The organism is Streptomyces sp. NPDC014882, from assembly GCF_043081325.1.
Classification (GTDB): domain Bacteria; phylum Actinomycetota; class Actinomycetes; order Streptomycetales; family Streptomycetaceae; genus Streptomyces.
The window spans coordinates 147,126-167,544 of record NZ_JBIBWL010000018.1; the positions used below are offsets into that span (position 1 = coordinate 147,126).

The 20,419-nt window shown below is 74.1% G+C and carries 17 protein-coding genes; 4 read left to right on the top strand and 13 right to left on the bottom strand.

Annotated features, from left to right (window positions below; all coding sequences use genetic code 11):
* A complete protein-coding gene (locus ACF09K_RS30970; protein WP_392248637.1) occupies nucleotides 1–627 on the bottom strand; it encodes an NUDIX domain-containing protein in 627 nt (208 codons plus the stop codon).
* Nucleotides 628–761: 134 nt separating this feature from the next.
* Nucleotides 762–2,429, bottom strand: a complete 1,668-nt coding sequence (locus tag ACF09K_RS30975) for a CTP synthase (protein ID WP_392248638.1) — start codon at nucleotides 2,427–2,429, stop codon at nucleotides 762–764.
* A 532-nt stretch (nucleotides 2,430–2,961) separates the two neighbouring features.
* On the opposite strand from ACF09K_RS30975, the gene ACF09K_RS30980 reads away from it, so the two are divergent.
* Complete coding sequence (locus tag ACF09K_RS30980) at nucleotides 2,962–4,764, top strand: glycoside hydrolase family 15 protein (RefSeq protein WP_392248653.1); 1,803 nt, start codon at nucleotides 2,962–2,964, stop codon at nucleotides 4,762–4,764.
* A gap of 85 nt (nucleotides 4,765–4,849) precedes the next feature.
* A complete protein-coding gene (locus ACF09K_RS30985) occupies nucleotides 4,850–6,487 on the top strand; it encodes a PucR family transcriptional regulator (protein ID WP_392248639.1) in 1,638 nt (545 codons plus the stop codon).
* Between the two features lie 81 nt (nucleotides 6,488–6,568).
* Here the strand turns inward: ACF09K_RS30985 and ACF09K_RS30990 are convergent, their stop codons facing one another.
* The 6 genes from ACF09K_RS30990 to ACF09K_RS31015 form a co-directional block, all read right to left on the bottom strand.
* Nucleotides 6,569–7,690: a glycosyltransferase family 4 protein gene (locus ACF09K_RS30990; RefSeq protein ID WP_392248640.1), complete on the bottom strand. Its 1,122-nt coding sequence runs from the start codon at nucleotides 7,688–7,690 to the stop codon at nucleotides 6,569–6,571.
* 484 nt (nucleotides 7,691–8,174) lie between these two features.
* Complete coding sequence (locus ACF09K_RS30995; RefSeq protein ID WP_392248641.1) at nucleotides 8,175–8,987, bottom strand: hypothetical protein; 813 nt, start codon at nucleotides 8,985–8,987, stop codon at nucleotides 8,175–8,177.
* A gap of 86 nt (nucleotides 8,988–9,073) precedes the next feature.
* Nucleotides 9,074–10,816: a DNA repair protein RecN gene (recN, locus tag ACF09K_RS31000; protein ID WP_392248642.1), complete on the bottom strand. Its 1,743-nt coding sequence runs from the start codon at nucleotides 10,814–10,816 to the stop codon at nucleotides 9,074–9,076.
* Between the two features lie 270 nt (nucleotides 10,817–11,086).
* Complete coding sequence (locus tag ACF09K_RS31005) at nucleotides 11,087–11,992, bottom strand: NAD kinase (protein ID WP_363092761.1); 906 nt, start codon at nucleotides 11,990–11,992, stop codon at nucleotides 11,087–11,089.
* Nucleotides 11,989–12,804 (bottom strand): TlyA family RNA methyltransferase, encoded by an 816-nt coding sequence (locus ACF09K_RS31010; RefSeq protein WP_392248654.1) that lies wholly within the window; start codon nucleotides 12,802–12,804, stop codon nucleotides 11,989–11,991. Before ACF09K_RS31010 ends, ACF09K_RS31005 begins: the two co-directional genes overlap by 4 nt.
* A 54-nt stretch (nucleotides 12,805–12,858) precedes the next feature.
* Entirely contained in the window at nucleotides 12,859–13,158 is a 300-nt protein-coding gene (locus ACF09K_RS31015) for a hypothetical protein (RefSeq protein WP_392248643.1), read from the bottom strand.
* Between the two features lie 42 nt (nucleotides 13,159–13,200).
* On the opposite strand from ACF09K_RS31015, the gene ACF09K_RS31020 reads away from it, so the two are divergent.
* Nucleotides 13,201–13,548 (top strand): sterol-binding protein, encoded by a 348-nt coding sequence (locus ACF09K_RS31020; protein WP_392248644.1) that lies wholly within the window; start codon nucleotides 13,201–13,203, stop codon nucleotides 13,546–13,548.
* A 122-nt stretch (nucleotides 13,549–13,670) separates the two neighbouring features.
* On the opposite strand, the gene ACF09K_RS31025 is transcribed toward ACF09K_RS31020, so the two are convergent.
* From ACF09K_RS31025 to ACF09K_RS31040, 4 genes are all read right to left on the bottom strand, one after another.
* Nucleotides 13,671–14,540, bottom strand: a complete 870-nt coding sequence (locus tag ACF09K_RS31025) for an ABC transporter ATP-binding protein (RefSeq protein ID WP_392248645.1) — start codon at nucleotides 14,538–14,540, stop codon at nucleotides 13,671–13,673.
* On the bottom strand, nucleotides 14,537–15,565 hold the full coding sequence (locus ACF09K_RS31030; protein ID WP_392248655.1) for a FecCD family ABC transporter permease: 1,029 nt from the start codon (nucleotides 15,563–15,565) through the stop codon (nucleotides 14,537–14,539). Before ACF09K_RS31030 ends, ACF09K_RS31025 begins: the two co-directional genes overlap by 4 nt.
* Nucleotides 15,566–15,690: 125 nt before the next feature.
* A complete protein-coding gene (locus tag ACF09K_RS31035; protein ID WP_392248646.1) occupies nucleotides 15,691–16,734 on the bottom strand; it encodes a FecCD family ABC transporter permease in 1,044 nt (347 codons plus the stop codon).
* 157 nt (nucleotides 16,735–16,891) lie between these two features.
* Complete coding sequence (locus ACF09K_RS31040; RefSeq protein ID WP_392248647.1) at nucleotides 16,892–17,920, bottom strand: HAD-IIA family hydrolase; 1,029 nt, start codon at nucleotides 17,918–17,920, stop codon at nucleotides 16,892–16,894.
* A 71-nt stretch (nucleotides 17,921–17,991) separates the two neighbouring features.
* Between ACF09K_RS31040 and ACF09K_RS31045 the strand changes: the two genes are divergently transcribed.
* On the top strand, nucleotides 17,992–19,275 hold the full coding sequence (locus tag ACF09K_RS31045; protein ID WP_392248648.1) for a DUF1015 domain-containing protein: 1,284 nt from the start codon (nucleotides 17,992–17,994) through the stop codon (nucleotides 19,273–19,275).
* An 82-nt stretch (nucleotides 19,276–19,357) separates the two neighbouring features.
* On the opposite strand, the gene ACF09K_RS31050 is transcribed toward ACF09K_RS31045, so the two are convergent.
* Nucleotides 19,358–20,107 carry a hypothetical protein gene (locus ACF09K_RS31050; protein ID WP_392248656.1) on the bottom strand — a complete coding sequence of 250 codons (750 nt, stop codon included), beginning with the start codon at nucleotides 20,105–20,107 and terminating at the stop codon, nucleotides 19,358–19,360.
* Between the last annotated feature and the right edge of the window lie 312 nt (nucleotides 20,108–20,419).

The following is a 20,419-nucleotide window of genomic DNA, read 5'->3' on the forward strand; positions in this document are numbered from 1 at the left end:
TCACGCCTCGAAGGGGCGGGCCGGCCACGGCGCCTGTGCCGGGCGCAGCGCGTCGAGCCCCTCGCCGCCGCGCGCGGCGACCAGCGACAGGACGCCCACGACGAGGCAGTTGTTGTGCAGCTCGCCGGCGAGCACCCCCCGTACGAGTTCGTCGACCGGCACCCGCGCGTGCTCCATGTCGGCCTCCTCGTCCTCGACCACGAAGCGCTCCCCCTCGGCCTCGGACAGACCGCGGGCCAGGAAGACGCGCACCGCCTCGTCGCAGCCGCCGGGGGTGGTGTAGACGTCGGTCAGTACCCGCCAGTCCTCGGCCTTGACGTGGGCCTCCTCGTACAGCTCCCGCTGGGCGGCGTGCAGCGGGTTCTCGCCGGGCACGTCGAGCAGGCCGGCCGGGATCTCCCACAGCTTCTGCCGCACGGGATGGCGGTACTGCTTGATCAGCAGGACGCGGTCCTCGTCGTCGAGGGCGAGGACGGCCACGGAGCCGGGGTGGACCTGGTAGTCGCGGTGGACGACGGAGCCGTCGGGCATGACCACCTCGTCCGTGCGGACGGAGGTCTTCTTGCCCACGAAGGGAGTCGTCGTCGCGCGGATCTCCCACGCCTGCGCGGTGTCCTTGATCGTCATGCCCTGTCCTTCCACACGTACAAAAGGAATCCGGCCGGAGGAGAACCGGCCGTGCCGAACCGGGGAACCAGAAGGAAGCGGCCGGGGTGCTCACCTGTGAAGGCGCGCACCCCGGCCACCGTACAACTGGTGTGTTACTTCGAGGTCTTCCGCTCGACCGCGGCCTTCACCAGCCCGGCGAACAGCGGGTGCGGTCGGGTCGGCCGCGAGCGCAGCTCCGGGTGGGCCTGCGTGGCGACCAGGTAGGGGTGGACGTCGCGCGGGTACTCCACGTACTCGACGAGCTTGCCGTCCGGCGAGGTGCCGGAGAACAGGACGCCCGCCTTCTTCTCCAGCTCCGCGCGGTAGGCGTTGTTGACCTCGTAGCGGTGCCGGTGGCGCTCCTCGACGTACTCCTTGCCGTCGTAGACCTCGCGCACGATCGAGCCCTCGGCCAGCTTCGCCGGGTACATGCCCAGTCGCATGGTGCCGCCCATGTCGCCCTCGCCGGCGACGATGTCGAGCTGCTCGGCCATCGTGGAGATGACCGGGTGGGCGGTGGCCGGGTCGAACTCGGTGGAGTTGGCGTCGCCGATGCCGGCGAGGTTGCGGGCCGCCTCGATCACGATGCACTGCAGGCCCAGGCACAGGCCGAGCAGCGGGATCCGGTTCTCGCGGGCGTAGCGGATCGCTCCGACCTTGCCCAGCACGCCGCGGTCGCCGAAGCCGCCGGGGATGCAGACGCCGTCCACGTCGGCGAGCTGCGCCTTGGCGCCCGCCGGCGTCTTGCAGTCGTCCGAGGTGACCCACTTGATCTTGACGCGGGCCTTGTTGGCGAAGCCGCCGGCGCGCAGCGCCTCGGTGACCGAGAGGTAGGCGTCGGGCAGGTCGATGTACTTGCCGACCAGGGCGAGGGTGATCTCGTGGTCGGGGTGGTGGACGCGGTCGAGCAGGTCGTCCCAGGTCGTCCAGTCCACGTCCCGGAACGGCAGGTCCAGCTTGCGGACGACGTAGGCGTCCAGGCCCTCGCCGTGCACGGTCTTGGGGATGTCGTAGATCGACTTGGCGTCGGGGCAGGCGACCACGGCGGCCTCGTCGACGTCGCACATCAGCGAGATCTTCCGCTTGATCGCGGTGGGGACCTCGCGGTCGCAGCGCAGCACGATCGCGTCCGGCTGGATGCCGATGTTGCGCAGGGCGGCCACGGAGTGCTGGGTGGGCTTGGTCTTCAGCTCGCCCGAGGGACCGATGTAGGGCAGGAGCGAGATGTGCACGACGAAGACGTTGTCCCGGCCGACCTCGTGGCGGACCTGGCGGACGGTCTCCAGGAACGGCAGCGACTCGATGTCGCCGACCGTGCCGCCGACCTCGGTGATCACCACGTCGACCTCGTCGGTCGCCATCCGCCGGATGCGGTGCTTGATCTCGTTGGTGATGTGCGGGATGACCTGCACGGTGTCGCCCAGGTACTCGCCGCGGCGCTCCTTGGCGATCACCGTGTTGTAGACCTGGCCGGTGGTGACGTTGGCGGAGCCGTCGAGGTCGCGGTCGAGGAAGCGCTCGTAGTGGCCGATGTCCAGGTCGGTCTCGGCGCCGTCGTTGGTGACGAACACCTCACCGTGCTGGAAGGGGTTCATCGTGCCGGGGTCGACGTTGAGATAGGGGTCGAGCTTCTGCATCACGACGCGCAGGCCCCGCGCCTTGAGCAGCATGCCGAGGCTGGAGGCGGTCAGCCCCTTGCCGAGGGAGGAGGCGACACCCCCGGTGACGAAGATGTGCTTGGTCGTCGTGGCGGAGCTGTTTCGGAAAGCAGCGGGCGGCATGGCCAAGAGGGGGCTCCCGTGGTCGCGATCTGGGGGTGCGGTGCGGCTCCCGGAAGAGGTCTCCGGCGGTGCGTGCCGGAGATCTCCGGGGGTGCCGTCGCTGCGGTTCGGGGGTTTCGTGCCCACCGGTCCACGGGCTACCAGGGTATCAGCGCCTCGGGGGGACGGCTTCCGGCCACGCTCCGCACACGGTCCTGCACTCCGGGGCACCGGCGCACCGGGTCCTCACCCGCTGCTCACCCGTTCGGCCCATCCGTGTTGCCCGGAGCGGCACACAGATCATCTACGTGCGTCGTATCCTGCTCGGACACTCGCTGCCGAGCCCGGTCGGCAAGACGGCACACCCCAGCCCGTACCCACCGGAACAATGAGAGCTCGTCAGTTCGTTGAGCAAGAATTGGCCTTTTGCCAACACGGTAGAGCGACTGCTTTGCTTCACCGCTCAACGACGCATGACACATTTTCCCTTGACCGCACCAAGCGACTGCCCCCGCCTGATGGGGGCTACGTGGCCGTTCGACTGGAGTTGCACGTGGCCGGGCGCATCGAAGACTACGCACTCATCGGAGACATGCAGACCGCCGCGCTGGTCTGCCGCGACGGGACGGTGGACTGGCTCTGTCTGCCCCGCTTCGACTCCCACGCGATCTTCGCCGGGCTGCTGGGCACCGAGGAGCACGGTTTCTGGCGGCTCGGCCCGGCGCACGCCGCCGACGCCGAACCGCCGCGGGCGGCCCGGCGCGGCTATCGGGGCGACTCGCTGATCCTGGAGTCCGAGTGGGACACCCCGCGCGGCACGGTCCGGGTGACCGATTTCATGCCCCCTCGCGACGGCGCCCCGCAGCTCATCCGGATCGTCGAGGGCGTCTCGGGCCGCGTCCCCATGCGCTCGACCCTGCGGATGCGCTTCTCCTACGGCCGCGTCGTGCCGTGGGTGCACAAGCACGAGGGCCGCACGGTCGCCGTCGCCGGTCCCGACTCGGTGTGGTTCGACACGGAGGCCGAGACCTACGGCAAGTCGCTGACGACGTACTCCGACTTCACGGTCGCCCCCGGTGACCGGATCGCGTTCACCATCTCGTGGGAGCCCTCGCACAAGGAGCCGCCCGCGCTGCCGGAGCCGGAGCAGTCGCTCCAGGCCACGGAGGACTTCTGGCGCGAGTGGGTCGAGCACTGCACGTACCACGGGCCCTACCGGGAGGCGGTGATCCGTTCGCTGATCACGCTGAAGGCGCTGACGTACGCCCCCACCGGCGGCATCGTGGCGGCGCCCACCACCTCCCTGCCCGAGGACATCGGCGGGGTCCGCAACTGGGACTACCGCTACACCTGGCTGCGCGACGCGGCCATCACCCTGTCCTCGCTGCTGCGCACCGGCTACCGCGAGGAGGCCCGCGCCTGGCGCGAGTGGCTGCTGCGCGCGGTCGCGGGCGATCCGGAGAACCTCCAGATCATGTACGGCATCGCCGGCGAGCGCGAGCTGGGCGAGGCGGAGCTGGACTGGCTGCCCGGCTACGAGGGCTCCGCCCCGGTCCGGGTCGGCAACGGCGCGGCGCACCAGCTCCAGCTGGACGTGTACGGCGAGGTCACCGAGGCGCTGCACCTGGGCCACATGACCGGCCTGGCCCGCAACGACTACGCCTCGCTGCTCCAGCTGAAGCTGATCCGCTACCTGGAGAAGCACTGGCAGGAACCGGACGAGGGCATCTGGGAGGTGCGCGGCCCGCGCCGCCACTTCGTGCACTCCAAGGTGATGGCCTGGGTGGCCGTGGACCGCACGATCAAGCTGATCGAGTCCGGTGACGCGGACGGCCCGCTGGAGCGCTGGCGCGAGCTGCGCGACGAGATCCACCGGGACGTGTGCGAGAAGGGGTACGACAAGGAGCGCAACACCTTCACGCAGTCCTACGGCTCGAGGGAGCTGGACGCGTCGCTGCTGCTGATCCCGCAGATGGGCTTCCTGCCCCCGGACGACAAGCGCGTGATCGGCACCATCGAGGCGATCCAGCGCGAGCTGTCCACGGAGGACGGCTTCATCCTGCGCTACCCGACCGAGGGCGAGAGCGAGGGCGTCGACGGCCTCCCCGGCGACGAGGGCGCCTTCCTGGCGTGCTCGTTCTGGATGGCGGACGACCTGGCGATGATCGGCCGCGTGGACGAGGCCCGCAAGCTGTTCGAGAAGCTCCTGTCGCTGCGCAACGACCTGGGGCTGCTCGCCGAGGAGTGGGACCCGCGCCTGCAGCGCCAGGTGGGCAACTTCCCCCAGGCCTTCAGCCACGTCCCCCTGATCGACACGGCCCTGCGCCTGACGGCCTCGGGGGCGTACGGCGGCTGAGCCCGCGGGTCCCCCCGGCCGCGGCGCCCTGCCGCGGCCGGGCGGGAGATGTGACCGGACGGGGTCCGCGGGTAGCGTCCGCTGCATGGACAGCCACGCGGACCACCGATTCGACAGCCGGGGCGCCGGCATCACCGTGCGGCGGGCGCTGGAGCTGCCCGGTCTGCGCAGCGGGCTGCCCGAGATCCTGGCGGGCGCGGAGCGGCTGGGCCGCACGGTGCGCTGGGTGCACGCCGGGGAGGTCCCGAACATCGCCTCCCTGCTCAAGGGCGGCGAGCTGCTGCTCACCACCGGGTACGGCCTCGGCGCCCGTCCGGCGGAGCAGCGGGCGTTCGTGCGCACGCTGGCCGAGCGGGGCATCGCGGCCCTGGTGGTCGAGCTGGGCCCCCGCTTCGCCCGGCTGCCGGCGGCGCTGGTGGAGACGGCCCGCGCGACCGGCCTGCCGCTGGTCCAGCTGCACCGCGAGGTGCCGTTCGTCACGGTCACCGAGGAGATCCACACCGAGATCGTCAACGGCCACTACGCGCTGCTCCAGCAGGCCGAGGAGGTGCACCGGCGCTGCACCCGGGCGCTGCTGGACGGCGGGGGGATCCCCCAGGTCCTCGGCATCCTGGCCGACTTCAGCGGCAACCCGGTGTTCCTGGAGACCACCGGCGGACAGCTGCTGTACGCCGCCGGCGCCGGGCCGGAGGGGGCGGACCCGCTCCAGGTGTGGGAGGGGCTGCGGGGCCCGCACAAGGACGCGCCGGCCGGTTCGGTGCTGGTGGACGTCCCCGGCGGCGGGCCGGGAACGGGTGCGGTGCGGGCCCGGCTGGTGCTGCTGCCGGTACGTGCCGCGCTCGCTCCCGTGCACCGGATCGCCGCCGAGCGGGCCGCCGGGATCCTGGCCGTGGTGCTGATGCAGGCGCGGCAGGAGGAGGAGCTGGCGGCACGCGGCCGGGGCGACTTCCTGACCGACCTCGCCGAGGGGCGCATCGCGGCGGAGGACGCTCCGGCGCAGGCGCGTGTCCTCGGCTTCAGGCCCGGCGACGGTCCGCTGCTGCCGGTCGTGATGCGGCTGGGCGACACGCTGTCCCCGGGCGGCGGCTGGGCGGTGCTGGCGCGGGCGGTGGCGGAGGAGCTGGCGTCGGTGGGGGTGCCGGCCCTGCTGGGCGTGCGGCCCGTGGAGGGCCGTGTGCCGCTGCTGCTGGGCCTGCGCGCGGAGTCGGAGCGGCCGGCGGTCGCGGACCGGGTCGCGGCGGCGCTGCGCGCCGGGGTGGAACGGGCCGGGATCCAGCGGCCGGGCGCCCGGCCGCCGGTCGTGGTGGTCGGCGTCGCGGGCGGCTGGGCGGCGGCCTCGGCGGGCCTCGGACACGCGGCGGAGACGGCGACGGCGGCGCAGGGCCTGCCGGACCTGCCCTGGTACGACGCCCGCCGTCTCGACATCGACCTGCTGCTGTGGCGGCTGCGCGACCATCCCGACCTGGCGGCCTTCGTGGACCGCGCGATCGGCCCGGTCCGTGACCACGACCACCGCTCCAAACCGCCCCTGCTGCCCACCCTGGAGACCTATCTGGCGCACGCGGGCCGCAAGGCGGAGACGGCCCGCGAGCTGCACCTGAACCGGCAGACGCTGTACAACCGGCTCGCGCGCATCGGTGAGTTGCTGGGCACCGACCTCGACGACCCGCAGACGGTGCTGGCGTTGAGCCTGGCGCTGCGGGCCCGACGGCTGGTGCCCTGAGCCGCCGTCGGCGGGTGCCGCGGGAGGGGTGCGCGGGTGCCGCGGGAGGGTGGCACGGGTGCGCGGGTGCGCGGGTGCGCGTCAGATCATCGGCAGCGGCTGCGTCAACTCGTCGTAGACGCTGAGGACCTGGGCGACGGTGTCGTCCTCGCTCGGCCAGGTGGCCGCCTGCCGGGCGCCCGACTCCCGGAGTCGCTCGCGGTGTTCGGGGGCGGCGAGCAGGCGTGCGACGGCGTCGGCGAAGGCCTCCGCGTCGCCGGGCGGGACCAGTTCGGCCGCGTCGCCGACGAGTTCGCGCACTCCGCCGGTCCGCGCCGCGACGAGCGGTACGCGCGCGTGGAGGGCCTCCTGCGCCAGGACCGAACGCGACTCCCCGGCGCCGGGCAGCAGGGCGAGGTCGGCGGCGGCCAGCAGTTCGCTCACGTCGTCGCGACGCCCGAGGAGCCGGACGGGCAGTCCCTCGTCCTCGATGCGGTGCTGGAGTTCCGGTCGCAGCGGCCCCTCCCCCGCGACCACGACCAGCGGCACGGGGTCCAGGCGGTTCCACGCGCGCGCGGCGTCGAGCAGGACGTCGTGACCGCAGAACCGGTCGAGGGAGCCGGCGGCCATCAGCAACGGGCGTTCGATCGCGCCGAGTTCGGCCCGCACCTTGGCCCGCGGCCGCTCCGGGTCCCCCTCGGTCCCGCGGGGTCCGGGCAGTCCCACGGCGGCGAGCCGGGCGTCCCGGGCGCCGGTGCGGCGGGCTCGGTCCACGAGGCCGGAGGTGGTGCCGAGCACCACGGCCGCCGCCCTGGCGACCCGCCGCTCCAGCAGGCGCAGCAGATGGGCGCGGGCTCCCTCGGCGTGCGCCCTGTTGTGCCAGGTGACCACGAGCGGGGTGCGCCGCCCGCTGAGCGCGAGCACGGCCCGGAAGGAGGCGTGCAGTCCGTGCGCGTGGACGAGGTCGGCGTCCGCACAGGCCGCCCGCAGTGCCGCCACGGACGCGGGATCGCTGCTGCGGGGCACGGGCACGTGGTCGGCTCCGGTGCCCGTGAAGTCGTGCAGGTGATCGGACTCGGCGGGGGCGCACACCGTCACCCGCACGCCCCGTGCGACGAGCCCCGCGGCCAGGGAGCGCACATGGGCGCTGCTGCCGGCGTTGCCCCCGCCCAGCACCTGCACGGTGCGCAGCGGCGACTGGCCGTGCGGTGAGTGGCTGCTCACGTGGCCGGGGCTCCTGGTTCGGCATCGGGGGGTCTCGAAGGAACGTACAGAAGGGACTCGGACGCGGGGGTGGACCACTCGCACTCCTCCGCGTCCTCCACCCAAGGATGCCAGGGCGCACGGGTGTTCCGTACCGCCGAGCACCCGCCGCCCCGGCAACACGCCACCACGCATCACCCACACGAGTGAAGGTGGGCGGATTTTCGTTCGGCGGGTGAGCCGGCCGCCGCGGCTCGGGCGAGGTCCTGTCACGAGACGACGGCGACCCCGGGGCGCGTGCGCGCCGGGCGGCCCGTGCGGTGCGCCGACCGGCGCGTGGCCGGATCCCCGGGCCCTGAAGGACCCGGAGGGGCTCGGAAGGGCCCTTCGGAGCCCTGACGGCACGTCGGCAGGAGATCCGGCCGCCCCGTTCACCCGGCCGCGTCGGCCGGCGCGTCCCGCCGAGCCGCCGCCGTCATGGCCGGCCACGTCCGCGCGCCTCCCCTCACACCGGCGTGCGCCCTCGCGCTGCCGCCCGCCGCCCGATCCGCACCGCCCCGCCCGTCCCGATCCGCGCCGGCCGGCTCACCCGGTCCCCGTACACCGCCGCGCCCGTCACCGCGACCGCGTGCGCCACGAGTCCCGCGCGTCCGCCGCCCACCGCGACCGCCGCCCCCAGGAGCGCGCCCAGCGCGTGCGCCCCGGTGTCACCGAGCATCGCGCGCTCCCCCAGGTCGTCCGGGAGCACGGCCGTCGCGACCCCCGTGGCCACCGCGGCCAGTTCCCCGGCGGGGCCGTCCCGCAGCAGCCCCGGCGCGCCCAGCGCGAGCACGGCGCCGGCGGCTCGTCCGGGCCGTACGTCCACGAGGTTGACGAGGTGCGCCGTCCCGGCGATCACGACGCCCGCGAGCACCTTGTCCAGGGGCCGTTCCCTCAGCAGGGCCCCGGCCAGCAGCCCCGCCGCGCCGATCCCGCCCAGTTTGACGGCCCCGCTGGTGACCTCGCCCCGGCGCAGCGCCCCCAGGTGCGCCCGGAAGCCGCGTCGCGGGTCACCGGCGCCCACGAGGTCGTCGTACGCCCCGCAGGCCCCGGCGGCCAGTACGGCCCCGGCCGCTGCCGGACGCACCCGTGCCGCCCCGAGCGCCGCCGCGAGGACGGCCGCCGGGCCGGCGTACAACTCCACGGTCCGTCCGGCGAAGTTCGTCCGCTCCCAGCGCGCCGGCCCGCCGGGCGCCGCCGCGCCCAGGGCGGCCGCCCCCGCTCGGGTGAGACCGGCCGCCGCCGCGAACGCGACCCTCCTGCTCCTTCGTGTGATCATCGGGTCAGCCTAGGGAGGCCGCCGCGGGAAGACCGAAGGGCGGGACCGGCCCGTGCGGCCCGCCGTCCCGCCCTCCGCCCGAGCCGCTACGCGTCCGCGCGTGCCGTCTCCAGCAGTTCCTCCGCGTGCGCGCGCGCCGTCTCCGAGTCCTCCTGGCCGGCGAGCATCCGGGACAGCTCCCGGATCCGCTCCTCGCCCTCCAGCACCTTCACACCGGACCGGGTCACGGACCCGTCGTGGGTCTTCTCGACCAGCAGCTGCCGGTCGGCGAAGGCCGCCACCTGCGGCAGGTGGGTGACGACGACGACCTGCGCGGTCTTCGCGAGCCGCGCCAGGCGCCGTCCGATCTCCACCGCCGCCTTGCCGCCCACACCCGCGTCGACCTCGTCGAAGAGGTACGTCGGCACGGGGTCCGTCCCCGCGAACACGACCTCGACGGCCAGCATCACGCGGGACAGCTCACCGCCGGACGCGCCCTTGGCGATGGGCCGCGGCGGCGCCCCCGGATGCGGGGCGAGCAGCAGTTCGACCTCGTCGGCGCCGGACGGCCCGTAGGCGACGGGACGGCCGTCGACCTCCACGCCCTCGGGGTCCTCGGTCTGCCGGATGTCGAACGACACGCGCGCGTGCGGCATCGCCAGCGAGGCCAGTTCGGCGGTCACGGCGGCGGCGAACCGCTCGGCGGTCTCCGTCCGCGCGTCGGTCAGGGACTGCGCCAGGCCGCCCAGTTCGGCCCGCAGCGCGTCGCGCTCGGCGGTCAGCTCGCCGATCCGCTCGTCGTCCCCGTCCAGTTCGCCGAGCCGGGCGGCACCCCGCTCGGCCCAGTCGAGGACCGCGTCGACGTCCTCGCCGTACTTCCGGGTCAGCGCGGTCAGCGCGGCCCGCCGCTCCTCGACGGCCGCCAGCCGCAGCGGATCGGCGTCGAGGTCGTCGGCGTACCCCGCCAGCTCCCCCGCCACGTCGCCCAGCAGGATCCCGATCTCCCCGATGCGGTCGGCGAGCGCGGCCAGCGCCGGATCGTGCGACCGCACGGCCTCCAGGGCCCGCTGGGCACCCGCGACGAGCGTGGTGGCGTCGATGCCCTCGGGGTCCTCGGGGTCGCCCGCGAGGGCGCCGTGGGCGGCCGTGGCGGCCGAGGACAGCGCCTCCGCGTGGCCGAGCCGCTCCGCCTCCTCCGCCAGTTCCGCGTCCTCGCCCGCGCGCGGCTCGACGCCGGCGATCTCGTCGAGGCCGTAGCGCAGCATGTCGGCCTCCTGGGCCCGTTCACGCGCGCGCGTGGTGATCTCGTCGAGCCGGGCGGAGACGGCCCGCAGCCGCCGGTAGGCCTCCGTGTACCGGGCGAGCGGCACGGCGACCGCGTCACCGGCGTACCGGTCGAGGGCCTGCCGCTGCCGGGACAGCTTCAGCAGCCCCTGCTGGTCGGTCTGTCCGTGCACGGCCACCAGCTCGTCCGCGAGCTCGGCGAGCACGCCGACGGGCACGCTCCGCCCGCCGACGTGCGCCCGCGACCGCCCTTCGGCGGACACGCTGCGGCTGATCAGCAGCGCTCCGTCGTCGAGTTCGGCCCCGGCCTCCTCGGCCCGTACGGCCACCGGAGCGCCCGCGGGCACGGCGATCCGCCCCTCCACGACCGCCTTGTCGGCGCCGAGCCGCACGAGCGCGGCGTCGGCGCGCCCGCCCAGCAGCAGCCCGAGGCTGGTGACCACCATGGTCTTGCCCGCGCCCGTCTCGCCGGTGACGGCAGTGAAGCCCGGCGACAGCTCGACGACCGCGTCGTCGATGACTCCGAGCGACCGTATCCGCATCTCCTCCAACACGTCCCCGACCATACGAGGTTTTGCCGGCGGCGTGCGACGCCGCCCCCCGTAACGATGGTCGGGCGTTACTTTTGTCAGCCGATCGTCGTTGCCCTGACAGGTCTGCGCCGTGGCGGGGACGATCCGTCGGGTCCGTCCCGGACGAGTCGTGGATGCGGTGCTCCCCGCCGACGCGGGGGCGGCCCGGCGCCCGGGCCGTACCGGGGCGCCGGCCTCTCCTGGAGGGTGTGTCGAAAGTCCCGCCCGCCCTTCGGACGGACGACGCTGCTTTCGAAACACGCCCTAGTGCCGCGCCCCGCGCCACCCGGAGACGGGCAGGGCGAACTTCGCCACCAGCCGGTCGGTGAAGGACGCGTGGTGCAGGCGGGCCAGGCGCACCGGCACGGCTCCGCGCCGCACCTCGACCCGGGCTCCCGGCGGCAGCTCGAAGGTGCGCCGCCCGTCGCACCACAGGACGCCCGGCGGGATGTGCGGCAGCAGCTCGACCGCGAGCACCGAGTTCGGCGAGGTGACCAGCGGCTTCGCGAACAGGGCGTGGGCGCTGATCGGCACCATCAGCAGTGCCTCGACCTCGGGCCACACCACGGGCCCGCCGGCCGAGAAGGCGTAGGCGGTGGAGCCGGTCGGCGTCGACAGCACGATCCCGTCGCAGCCGAACCCGGTGACCGGCCGCCCGTCGATCTCCAGCACCACCTCGAGCAGCTTCTCCGCGCCGGCCTTCTGCACGGCCGCCTCGTTCAGCGCCCAGTCGGTGTGCACGATGTCCCCGTTGCGGTGCACGACGACGTCGACGGTCATCCGCTCCTCGACCTCGTACGACTTCGTGACCACCCGGTCGACGACCTTGTCGAGGTCGTCGCGCTCGGCCTCCGCCAGGAAGCCGACGCTGCCGAGGTTCACGCCGAGCATCGGCACCCCGGACGCCCGCGCGAACTCCGCGCCGCGCAGCAGCGTCCCGTCACCGCCGAGGACGATGAGCAGCTCGCAGCCCTCCAGGCACTGCGGGGTGGCCTCGCAGACCAGCTCCACCTCGCCCGGCAGGGGCAGGTCGGCGGCCTCGTACTCCAGGACGCGCACCCCGATGCCCTCGCGCAGCAGCCCCTTCACCACCAGTTCCGCGCTGCGGATCGCGGCGGGCCGCCCGGTGTGGGCCAGCAGGAAAACAGTACGAGCTCGGTTCTGGGTCAACGCGGCCCCTCCGCAACTGCACGGTCGACATCGGCCGGGTCCAGGGCGGGCGCCCCGGCCCGGAGCCACAGAAAGTACTCGACGTTGCCGGAGGGCCCGGGCAGCGGGCTGGCGGTGACCCCCTTCACGCCGAGTCCCAGCTCCCACGCCTTGCGGGCCACGCCCCGCACCGCCTCGGCCCGCAGCTGGGGGCTGCGCACGACGCCCCCGCTGCCCAGCCGTTCCCTGCCCACCTCGAACTGCGGCTTGACCATCATCACCAGGTCCGCGTCCGGCGCGGCGCACCGTGCCAGGGCCGGCAGCACCAGCCCGAGCGGGATGAAGGACAAGTCCCCCACGACAAGATCCACTGGCTCCCCATCGATCGCTTCGAGCGTCAACTCGCGTACGTTCGTACGGTCCTTGACGGTGACGCGTTCATCGTTGCGGAGAGACCAGGCGAGTTGCCCGTAGCCGACGTCGACCGCGACGACGTGCGCGGCCCCCGCCCGCAGCAGCACGTCGGTGAAGCCGCCGGTGGACGCGCCGGCGTCCAGCGCCCGTCGTCCCCCGACCAGGAGTCCCCGCGGCACGAACGCCTCCAGGGCACCGGCGAGTTTGTGCCCGCCCCGCGACACGTAGTCGGGGTCGCTGTCGTCGGTGGAGACGACGATCGCCGCCGCCGTCTCCACCTGTGTGGCGGGTTTGGTGGCGACGGTCTTCCCGACCGAGACCCGCCCCGCGGCGATCAGCTGACCGGCGTGCTCACGCGAGCGCGCGAGTTTGCGGCGCACCAGCTCCGCGTCCAGACGACGACGTGCGACTCCTGCCACGTTCGGTTCAGCTCCTACTGCCATGCGTCGGATTGAAGGGGGACCCGCAGGGTCTCATTCAGGGGTGGTGGTCGGGTGACGGGTGGGGACCGGAGGTCCCGGGCGGGCGTCGAGCGCGGTGAGCGCGTCGCGCAGCCCCCGGTGTACATCCTCGTACACCTCGAGGTGTCCGTCCGTGGCGAGGTGGTCGGCGTCGGCCAGCCGGCCCAGGTGGGCGTCCACCCCGGCGTCCCCGGTGGGGGTGCGGGGCACCTGGAGCGGTGCGGGGGCGGAGGGGGCGTACTCCGGCTCCGGCTCAGGCTCCCTCTCCCGCTCCCGAGGCGTGACCGCCGTCTCCGGAAGTGTGTCGCTCATGCCCCGACGCTACCGCGAACCGCTGGGGTACCGTCGAGCGCGATGGCCACGATCGAGGAGTGCCGCGCCGCACTCGAGAAGTTCTCGCGGAGCATGGGCCGCGCCGAGGGGGACGCCCGCGCGGCCGCCGCCCTCGACCGGTCGGTGAGCTGCTGGATCACCGACCTGGACGTCACGTTCGTCGGCCGGATGACGGACGGCCGGATCGTCGTGCGGGACACCGTGCAGGGTCCTCCTGCCGAGCGGGCCGGGATCAGGTTGCGGATGGCCGGCGACGACCTGGTCGCGCTGGTCGACGGGGAGATGAACTTCGCCAAGGCGTGGGGCTCGGGCCGGGTGCGGCTGGAGGCGAGCCTCAGGGATCTGTTCCGGCTCAGGAAGCTCCTGTGACCTCGGGAAGCTCACGCGCTCTCGGGGGGGGCGCCCCCCGGTCCCCGGTGCCCCGGCTTCCCGGCCTGAGGCTTCCCGGCTTCCCGGCCCCCTGAGTTCCCGCCCCCGGCCTCCCGTGATCGTCAGGGGGCTTCCGTCACCGGCACGCGTGCGCGTGCCTTGCGTGCGGCCGGCACCACCAGCGGCGTCCCCGTCTCCGGGTCGTCGATGACCTGGCAGCGCAGTCCGAAGACCTCCTCGACCAGGGGCGCCGTGACGACGTCGCCGGGCGCGCCCTGCGCGATCACCGTGCCGCCCTTCAGCGCGATGAGGTGGGTGGCGTACCGGGCGGCGTGGTTGAGGTCGTGCAGGACGGCGACCAGGGTGCGGCCCTGCTCCTCGTGGAGTTCGGCGCACAGGTCGAGGACGTCGATCTGGTGCTGGATGTCCAGGTAGGTGGTCGGCTCGTCGAGGAGCAGCAGCGGGGTCTGCTGGGCGAGGGCCATCGCGATCCACACCCGCTGGCGCTGACCGCCGGACAGCTCGTCGACGTAGCGCTCGGCGAGTTCGGCGACCCCGGTCCGGGCCATGGACTCCTGGACGACCCGCTCGTCCTCGGCCGACCACTGGCGCAGGATGCCCTGGTGCGGGTAGCGGCCGCGGCCCACCAGGTCGGCGACCGTGATGCCGTCGGGCGCGATCGAGGACTGCGGCAGCAGCCCGAGCGTCCTGGCGACCTTCTTGGCGGGCATCGACTGGATGACCTGCCCGTCGAGGAGCACCCGGCCCCCGCTCGGCCTGAGCATCCGCGACAGCGCGCGCAGGAGCGTCGACTTGCCGCAGGCGTTGGGGCCGACGATCACCGTGAACGAGTTGTCGGGGATCTCCACCGACAGCCGCTCGGCGATGACCCGCTGGTCGTAGGCGAGGGTGACGTTCTCGGCGGACAGGCGGTTCACGGTGCTCCTTCGGTCGTCCGGCCCGCGGCCGGCACGGGTGGTGGGGCCGCTCATATCCGGCCCGCCCGGCGCTCGGTGACCAGCAGCCACAGCAGGTAGACGCCGCCGAGCACGCCGGTGACCACGCCCACGGGCAGTTGTCCGTCGCCGAACATCCGCTGCGCGGCCCAGTCGGCGGTGACCAGGAGGGCGGCGCCCATGAACAGGGCGGGTACGAGGTTCGGTCCGGGGGCGCGGGTCAGGCGGCGGGCGAGCTGGGGCGCGGTGAGCGCCACGAAGGCGACGGGGCCCGCGGCGGCGGTGGCGGAGGCGGTGAGGAGGACGGCGCACACCATGAGCAGCAGCCGTACCCGCTCCACGCGCACCCCGAGGGCGTGGGAGACGTCGTCGCCCATCTCCATCATGCGCAGCCCGCGCGCGTTGGCGAGGACGAGCGGGACGAGCACGCAGCACAGCGCGAGCAGCGGCCAGACCTGCTTCCAGTCCCGGCCGTCGAGCGATCCGGTCATCCACACGACGGCGCGGGCGGCGTCGACCAGGTCGGCCTTGGTGATCAGGTAGCCGTTGACCGCGGTCGCGATCGCCGACACGCCGATGCCGACGAGGACCAGGCGGTAGCCGTGCACGCCCCGCTTCCAGGCGAGCAGGTAGATGGCGGCGCCGGTGACCAGGCCGCCGACGAGGGCGCCGACGGCGACCTGGTTCGCGGAGCCGGACATCAGCACGATCACCACGAGCGCGCCGGCCGTCGCCCCCTGCCCGAGCCCGAGGACGTCCGGACTGCCCAGCGGGTTGCGGGAGACGGCCTGGAACACGGCGCCGCCCAGCCCCAGCGCGGCGCCGACCAGCAGCCCCACGACGACCCGCGGCAGCCGCAGTTCGTTGACGATGAACTCCTGGCCCTCGGTGCCGTTGCCGGCGAGTGTCCTCAGTACGTCGCCGGTGGAGATGGGGAAGTCGCCGGTGCCGATGAGCACCACGCTCGCGGCGAGGGCGGCCAGGGCCAGCACGAGCACGACGACCAGGGAACGCGGGTGCACCCGGAGGGACAGCCCGCCGGGCGTGCGCAGGGCTCTGATCGCGCCGGCGCCGCGACGTCCGGTCTCGGCGCCCTCCGGGGCTCCTGCCGTTCTCGTCGCTTCCGGCGCTTGCGCCGCTCCTTCTGTTCTCGTGGTGCGCTGCGGCTCGGGCTGGGGTGCGGTCTTCACAGCTGGGCCGTCCTCCGCCGTCGTACGAGATGGATGAAGACCGGGCCGCCGATGAGTGCGGTGATGATGCCCACCTGGACCTCCGAGGGGCGGGCGACGACCCGGCCGATCACGTCGGAGCCCAGCAGCAGCACGGGCGACAGGACCGCCGCGTACGGCATGATCCAGCGCAGGTCGGGCCCGGTGAAGGAGCGCACCGCGTGCGGGACCATCAGTCCGACGAACACGATGGGTCCGCAGGCGGCGGTCGCGGCCCCGCACAGCACGGTGGCGGCGAGCATGGACAGCGCCCGGGTGCGGTTGAGGTGGGCGCCGAGGGCCTTGGCGGTGTCGTCGCCCATGGCCATGGCGTTCAGCGGCCGGGCGAGCGCGAAGGCGAGCAGCGTGCCGACCGCCAGGAAGGGCAGCACCCGCCAGATCGTGTCGTTCGTCGCCGAGGTCAGCGAGCCGACCGTCCAGAAGCGCATCCGGGCGAGCGCCGCCTTGTCCATGATCATCACGGCCTGGACGTAACCGAAGAGCGCGGCGCTGAGCGCGGTGCCGGCGAGCGCGAGCCGCACGGGCGTGGCGCCCCGGCTGCCGCCCAGGAACCAGACCAGCGCGCCGACGGCCGCCGCGCCGAGGAAGGCGAACCAGACGTAGCCGCTGACGCTGGTCACGCCGAGGTAGGTGATGGCGGTGACCACCGCGGCCGAGGCGCCCGCGTTGATGCCGAGCAGTCCGGGGTCGGCCAGCGGATTGCGGGTCAGGGCCTGGAGCACCGTTCCGGACAGTCCCAGCGCGGCGCCGACCAGCAGTCCGAGCACGGTCCGCGACACCCGTTCCCCCACGACGACGTCGCCGTACGTCCCCGTGTCCTGGAACACGCCGTGCCACACCTGGTCCAGGGACAGCTCCTTGGCGCCGATGGCGATGCTCGCCACCGCCACCAGCAGCAGGACGGCGACGGACACGAGCAGCCCGAGGGACCGCGGGGTCCTGCGGGGCGGGGGCGCGGGGGCGCTCTCCGCGCGCTGTTCGGGAACACTGTCGACCAACACGCGGTTAGGTTAGCCTACCCTGCTATTTCTGTTCGCCGACTGGTCGAGGCCGTCGCCCGAAAGCCGCGACCACGCCCGCGGCCCCGGCCCCGGCCCCGGCCCGCGACCACGGCCGATCCCCCGCCGCAGGGGTCACCGCGGCGGCCGCGCCACCGGCCTACAGTCCCAGCCGGGCGAGCGCCTTCCCCCCGTCCAGCCCGCACGATCCGTCGCCCGCCGCGGTCCAGGCCGCCGCACACAGCGCCCGCAGCCCGTCCAGGTCGGTGCCCTCACCGTCGAGTTCGAGCCTCTCCGTCCCGGCCGACGCGGTCCATCCCCCGCACCGGAAGCCGTCCCCCTCCTCGGTGACCTCCGGCTGCCCGGTCAGCAGGCCGCGCAGATCGGCGTCCACGTACGTCGGCCGGTGCTGCGGCGGCGCCGCGAGGAGCCGCGCGCCGTCGGTCACCCCGGTCAGCACGAGCAGCGAGTCGACCCCGCCGTTGAACGCGCCCTCGATGTCGGTGTCCAGCCGGTCCCCGACCACCAGCGGCCGCTCGGCGCCGGTCCGCAGGATCGTCTCGCGGTGCATGGGGGGCAGCGGCTTGCCCGCGACCTGCGGCTCGGCCCCGGTCGCGATCCGCACGACCTCCACCGCCGCGCCGTTGCCCGGCGCGATGCCCCGCCCGCTCGGAATCGTCAGGTCGGTGTTGGACGCGAACCACGGCACACCGCGCGCGACGGCGTACGACGCCTCGGCGAACCGCCCCCACGGCAGGTCGGGCCCGCCGAACCCCTGCACCACGGCCGCCGGGTCGTCCTCCGCCGACTCGACGGGTTCGAGCCCGCGCTCGCGCAGCGCGACCCGCAGGCCCTCCCCGCCGATCACCAGGACCCGCGCCCCCGCCGGCACCTGTTCGGCGATCAGCCGGGCGACCGCCTGCGCCGAGGTGATGACGTCGTCCCCCGCGGTGGGTATCCCCAGCTCGGTGAGGTGGTCCGCCACGGCGTCGGGCGTGCGCAGCGCGTTGTTGGTGACGTACGCCAGCCGCATCCCGCCGTCACGGGCGGTGGCCAGCGACTCGACGGCGTGCACGATCGCGTTCCCGCCCGCGTACACCACCCCGTCCAGGTCGAGCAGCGCCGTGTCGTACGCCTCGCTCAGGGCCTGGCCACTGCCCTCGGGCCTCGTCCTGACGCTCCGGCTCATTCCGCATCGCTCCTCGTTCGATCGCTTTCCCCGATCATCCCGCATGCCACCGGCACACGTACGATGCCGGGATGAACTCAGCAGGTCACTCGGAAGCGGCGGCGCCCCGAGGCCTGGAACTCACCCCGTTCCGAGGCCTGCGCTACGACCCCGACCGGGTCGGCAGTCTCGCCGCCGTCACCTCCCCGCCGTACGACGTCGTGGTCCGCCCCGACGGCCTGCACCACCTCCAGGACGCGGACCCGCACAACATCGTCCGCCTGATCCTCCCTCAGGCCACCACCCCCGGCGCCCGCAACGAGCAGGCCGCGGACACCCTCCGCCGCTGGCTCGCCGAAGGCGTCCTGACGACCGACGCCGTACCCGCCCTGTACGTCTACGAGCAGCGGCACGCCGACGGCACGCTGCAGCGCGGCCTCATCGGCACCCTGCGGGTGTCCGAGCCCTCGGCCGGCGTCGTCCTCCCCCACGAGGACGTGATGCCGCATGTCGTCGCCGACCGCGCGGCCCTGATGCGCGCCACCCGGGCCAACCTCGAGCCGCTGCTGCTGACGTACCGCGGCGACGGTACGGCGACGGAGACCGTCGAGCGGACCGCGGAGCGGTCCCCGCTCCTGTCGACGACCACGGAGGACGGCTTCAGCCACCGGCTGTGGTCGATCACCGACCCCGCCGAGGTGGCGCGCGTCCAGGCCGACCTCGCCCGCCACCAGGCCCTGATCGCCGACGGCCACCACCGCTGGGCGACGTACCTGCGTCTACGCGCGGAGCACCCCTCCCCCGGTCCCTGGGACGACGGCCTGGTCCTCCTCGTGGACACGGCCCGCCACCCGCTGCGCGTCCGCGCCATCCACCGTCTCCTGCACGGCCTGCCGGTCGCCGAGGCCCTGGCCGCGGTGGAGGGGCTGTTCCGCGTGCGGCGCCTGGAGACGCCGCTGTCCCGGGCCCTCGGCGCCCTCGCGGACGCGACCGCCGCGGGCAACGCCTTCCTGCTGGCCGGCGACGGCGCCTTCCACCTCCTGGACCGCCCGGACCCGGCCCTCCTCGCCCGTACGGTCCCCGCCGACCGCCCGCGGGCCTGGCGCACCCTCGACGCGACGGTCCTGCACGCCGCGCTCCTCGACCACGTGTGGCACGTCCCCGAGGACGACCCCGCCCGCATCGCCTACATCCACGACGCGGCCGCGACGGTCGAGAAGGCGGAACGCGACGCCGGTACGGCCGTGCTGCTGCATCCGGTCCGCGAGGAGGTCGTCCGCGACCTCGCCCGGCAGGGCGTCATGATGCCCCGCAAGTCGACGTCGTTCGGCCCGAAACCGGCCTCGGGCCTGGTCCTGCGGGCACTGGACCTCTGACCGGGAGCCCGACCGGGAGAACGGAAAAGGGGGCTCGGCTCCGGTGCGGCACCGGAGCCGAGCCCCCTTTTCCTCATCCTCGTCAGTCCTGGTCGTCGGCCTTGCCCTCGGCCGGTCGCCCGTCCTCGGCGACGACGTCGTCGTTCTCGTCCTCGTCCAGCGCGTCGACGAACTCCACACCGTCCAGCTCGGCGAGCCGGTCGGAGGCGTCGGTGCTGCTGTCCCGGTCCGCCTCGACGGCCTTCGCGAACCACTCGCGCGCCTCGCTCCTGCGGTCGGCGGCGAGCAGCGCGTCGGCGTAGGCGTACCGCAGCCGCGCGGTCCACGGCTGCACGGAGTTCGAGGCCAGCTCGGGGCTCTGGAGCGTCACGATGGCCGCGTCCAGCTGGTCCATGTCACGCCGGGCGCCGGCCGCGACGAGCCGCATCTCCACCTGCCCGGCCTTGTCGAGCTTGTGCACCTCGGGCGCGCCGGCCATCTCCAGCGCCTTCTCCGGCCGCCCGAGCCCGCGCTCGCAGTCGGCCATGACGGGCCACAGTTCCACGGTCCCGGTCATCCGCCGGGCGGCACGGAACTCGGCCAGCGCCTCGCTGTACTTCTGGGTGGCGTACGCCGCGAATCCGGCCGCCTCCCGTACGGCGGCGACGCGCGACGCCAGCCGCAGCGCCACCTTCGCGTACCCGTAGGCGCGCTCGGGCTCCTCGTCGATGAGGCGCGCGACCATCACCAGGTTCTTGGCGACGTCCTCGGCGAGACCCTTGGGCAGGCTCTGCAGCTCCTGCCGTACGTCCTTGTCGATCTCCTCGCCGGTGACGTCCTCGGGGATCGGCAGCCGCTTGATGGGCTCGCGGTCCCGGTCCCGGTCCTCACGGAACCGACCGCCGCCACGCCGGTCGTCGCGGCGGTCGTCACGGCCGCCCCGGTCGTCACGCCCCCGGAAGCCACCGGGCCGGCCCCCGCGGTCGTCGCGGCCCTGGAAACCACCGGGCCTACCGCCACGGTCGTCACGGCCGCGGAACCCGCCGCGGTCGCCCCCGCGCTCACCGCCGCGGTTGTCGTCACGGCGGACGAAGCCGCCACCGCTGCTGCCGCCGCCGCGGTTGTCGTCGCGCTGGCGGAAGCCGCCGCGGTCACCGCGGTCGTC

Bases quoted from the DNA above. Each gene is read 5' to 3' on its own strand.
- ACF09K_RS30970 (WP_392248637.1), bottom strand. From the start codon at position 627: ATGACGATCAAGGACACCGCGCAGGCGTGGGAGATCCGCGCGACGACG.
- ACF09K_RS30975 (WP_392248638.1), bottom strand. From the start codon at position 2,429: ATGCCGCCCGCTGCTTTCCGAAACAGCTCCGCCACGACGACCAAGCAC.
- ACF09K_RS30985 (WP_392248639.1), top strand. From the start codon at position 4,850: ATGGACAGCCACGCGGACCACCGATTCGACAGCCGGGGCGCCGGCATC.
- ACF09K_RS30995 (WP_392248641.1), bottom strand. From the start codon at position 8,987: ATGATCACACGAAGGAGCAGGAGGGTCGCGTTCGCGGCGGCGGCCGGT.
- recN (WP_392248642.1), bottom strand. From the start codon at position 10,816: ATGGTCGGGGACGTGTTGGAGGAGATGCGGATACGGTCGCTCGGAGTC.
- ACF09K_RS31015 (WP_392248643.1), bottom strand. From the start codon at position 13,158: ATGAGCGACACACTTCCGGAGACGGCGGTCACGCCTCGGGAGCGGGAG.
- ACF09K_RS31020 (WP_392248644.1), top strand. From the start codon at position 13,201: ATGGCCACGATCGAGGAGTGCCGCGCCGCACTCGAGAAGTTCTCGCGG.
- ACF09K_RS31025 (WP_392248645.1), bottom strand. From the start codon at position 14,540: ATGAGCGGCCCCACCACCCGTGCCGGCCGCGGGCCGGACGACCGAAGG.
- ACF09K_RS31040 (WP_392248647.1), bottom strand. From the start codon at position 17,920: ATGAGCCGGAGCGTCAGGACGAGGCCCGAGGGCAGTGGCCAGGCCCTG.
- ACF09K_RS31045 (WP_392248648.1), top strand. From the start codon at position 17,992: ATGAACTCAGCAGGTCACTCGGAAGCGGCGGCGCCCCGAGGCCTGGAA.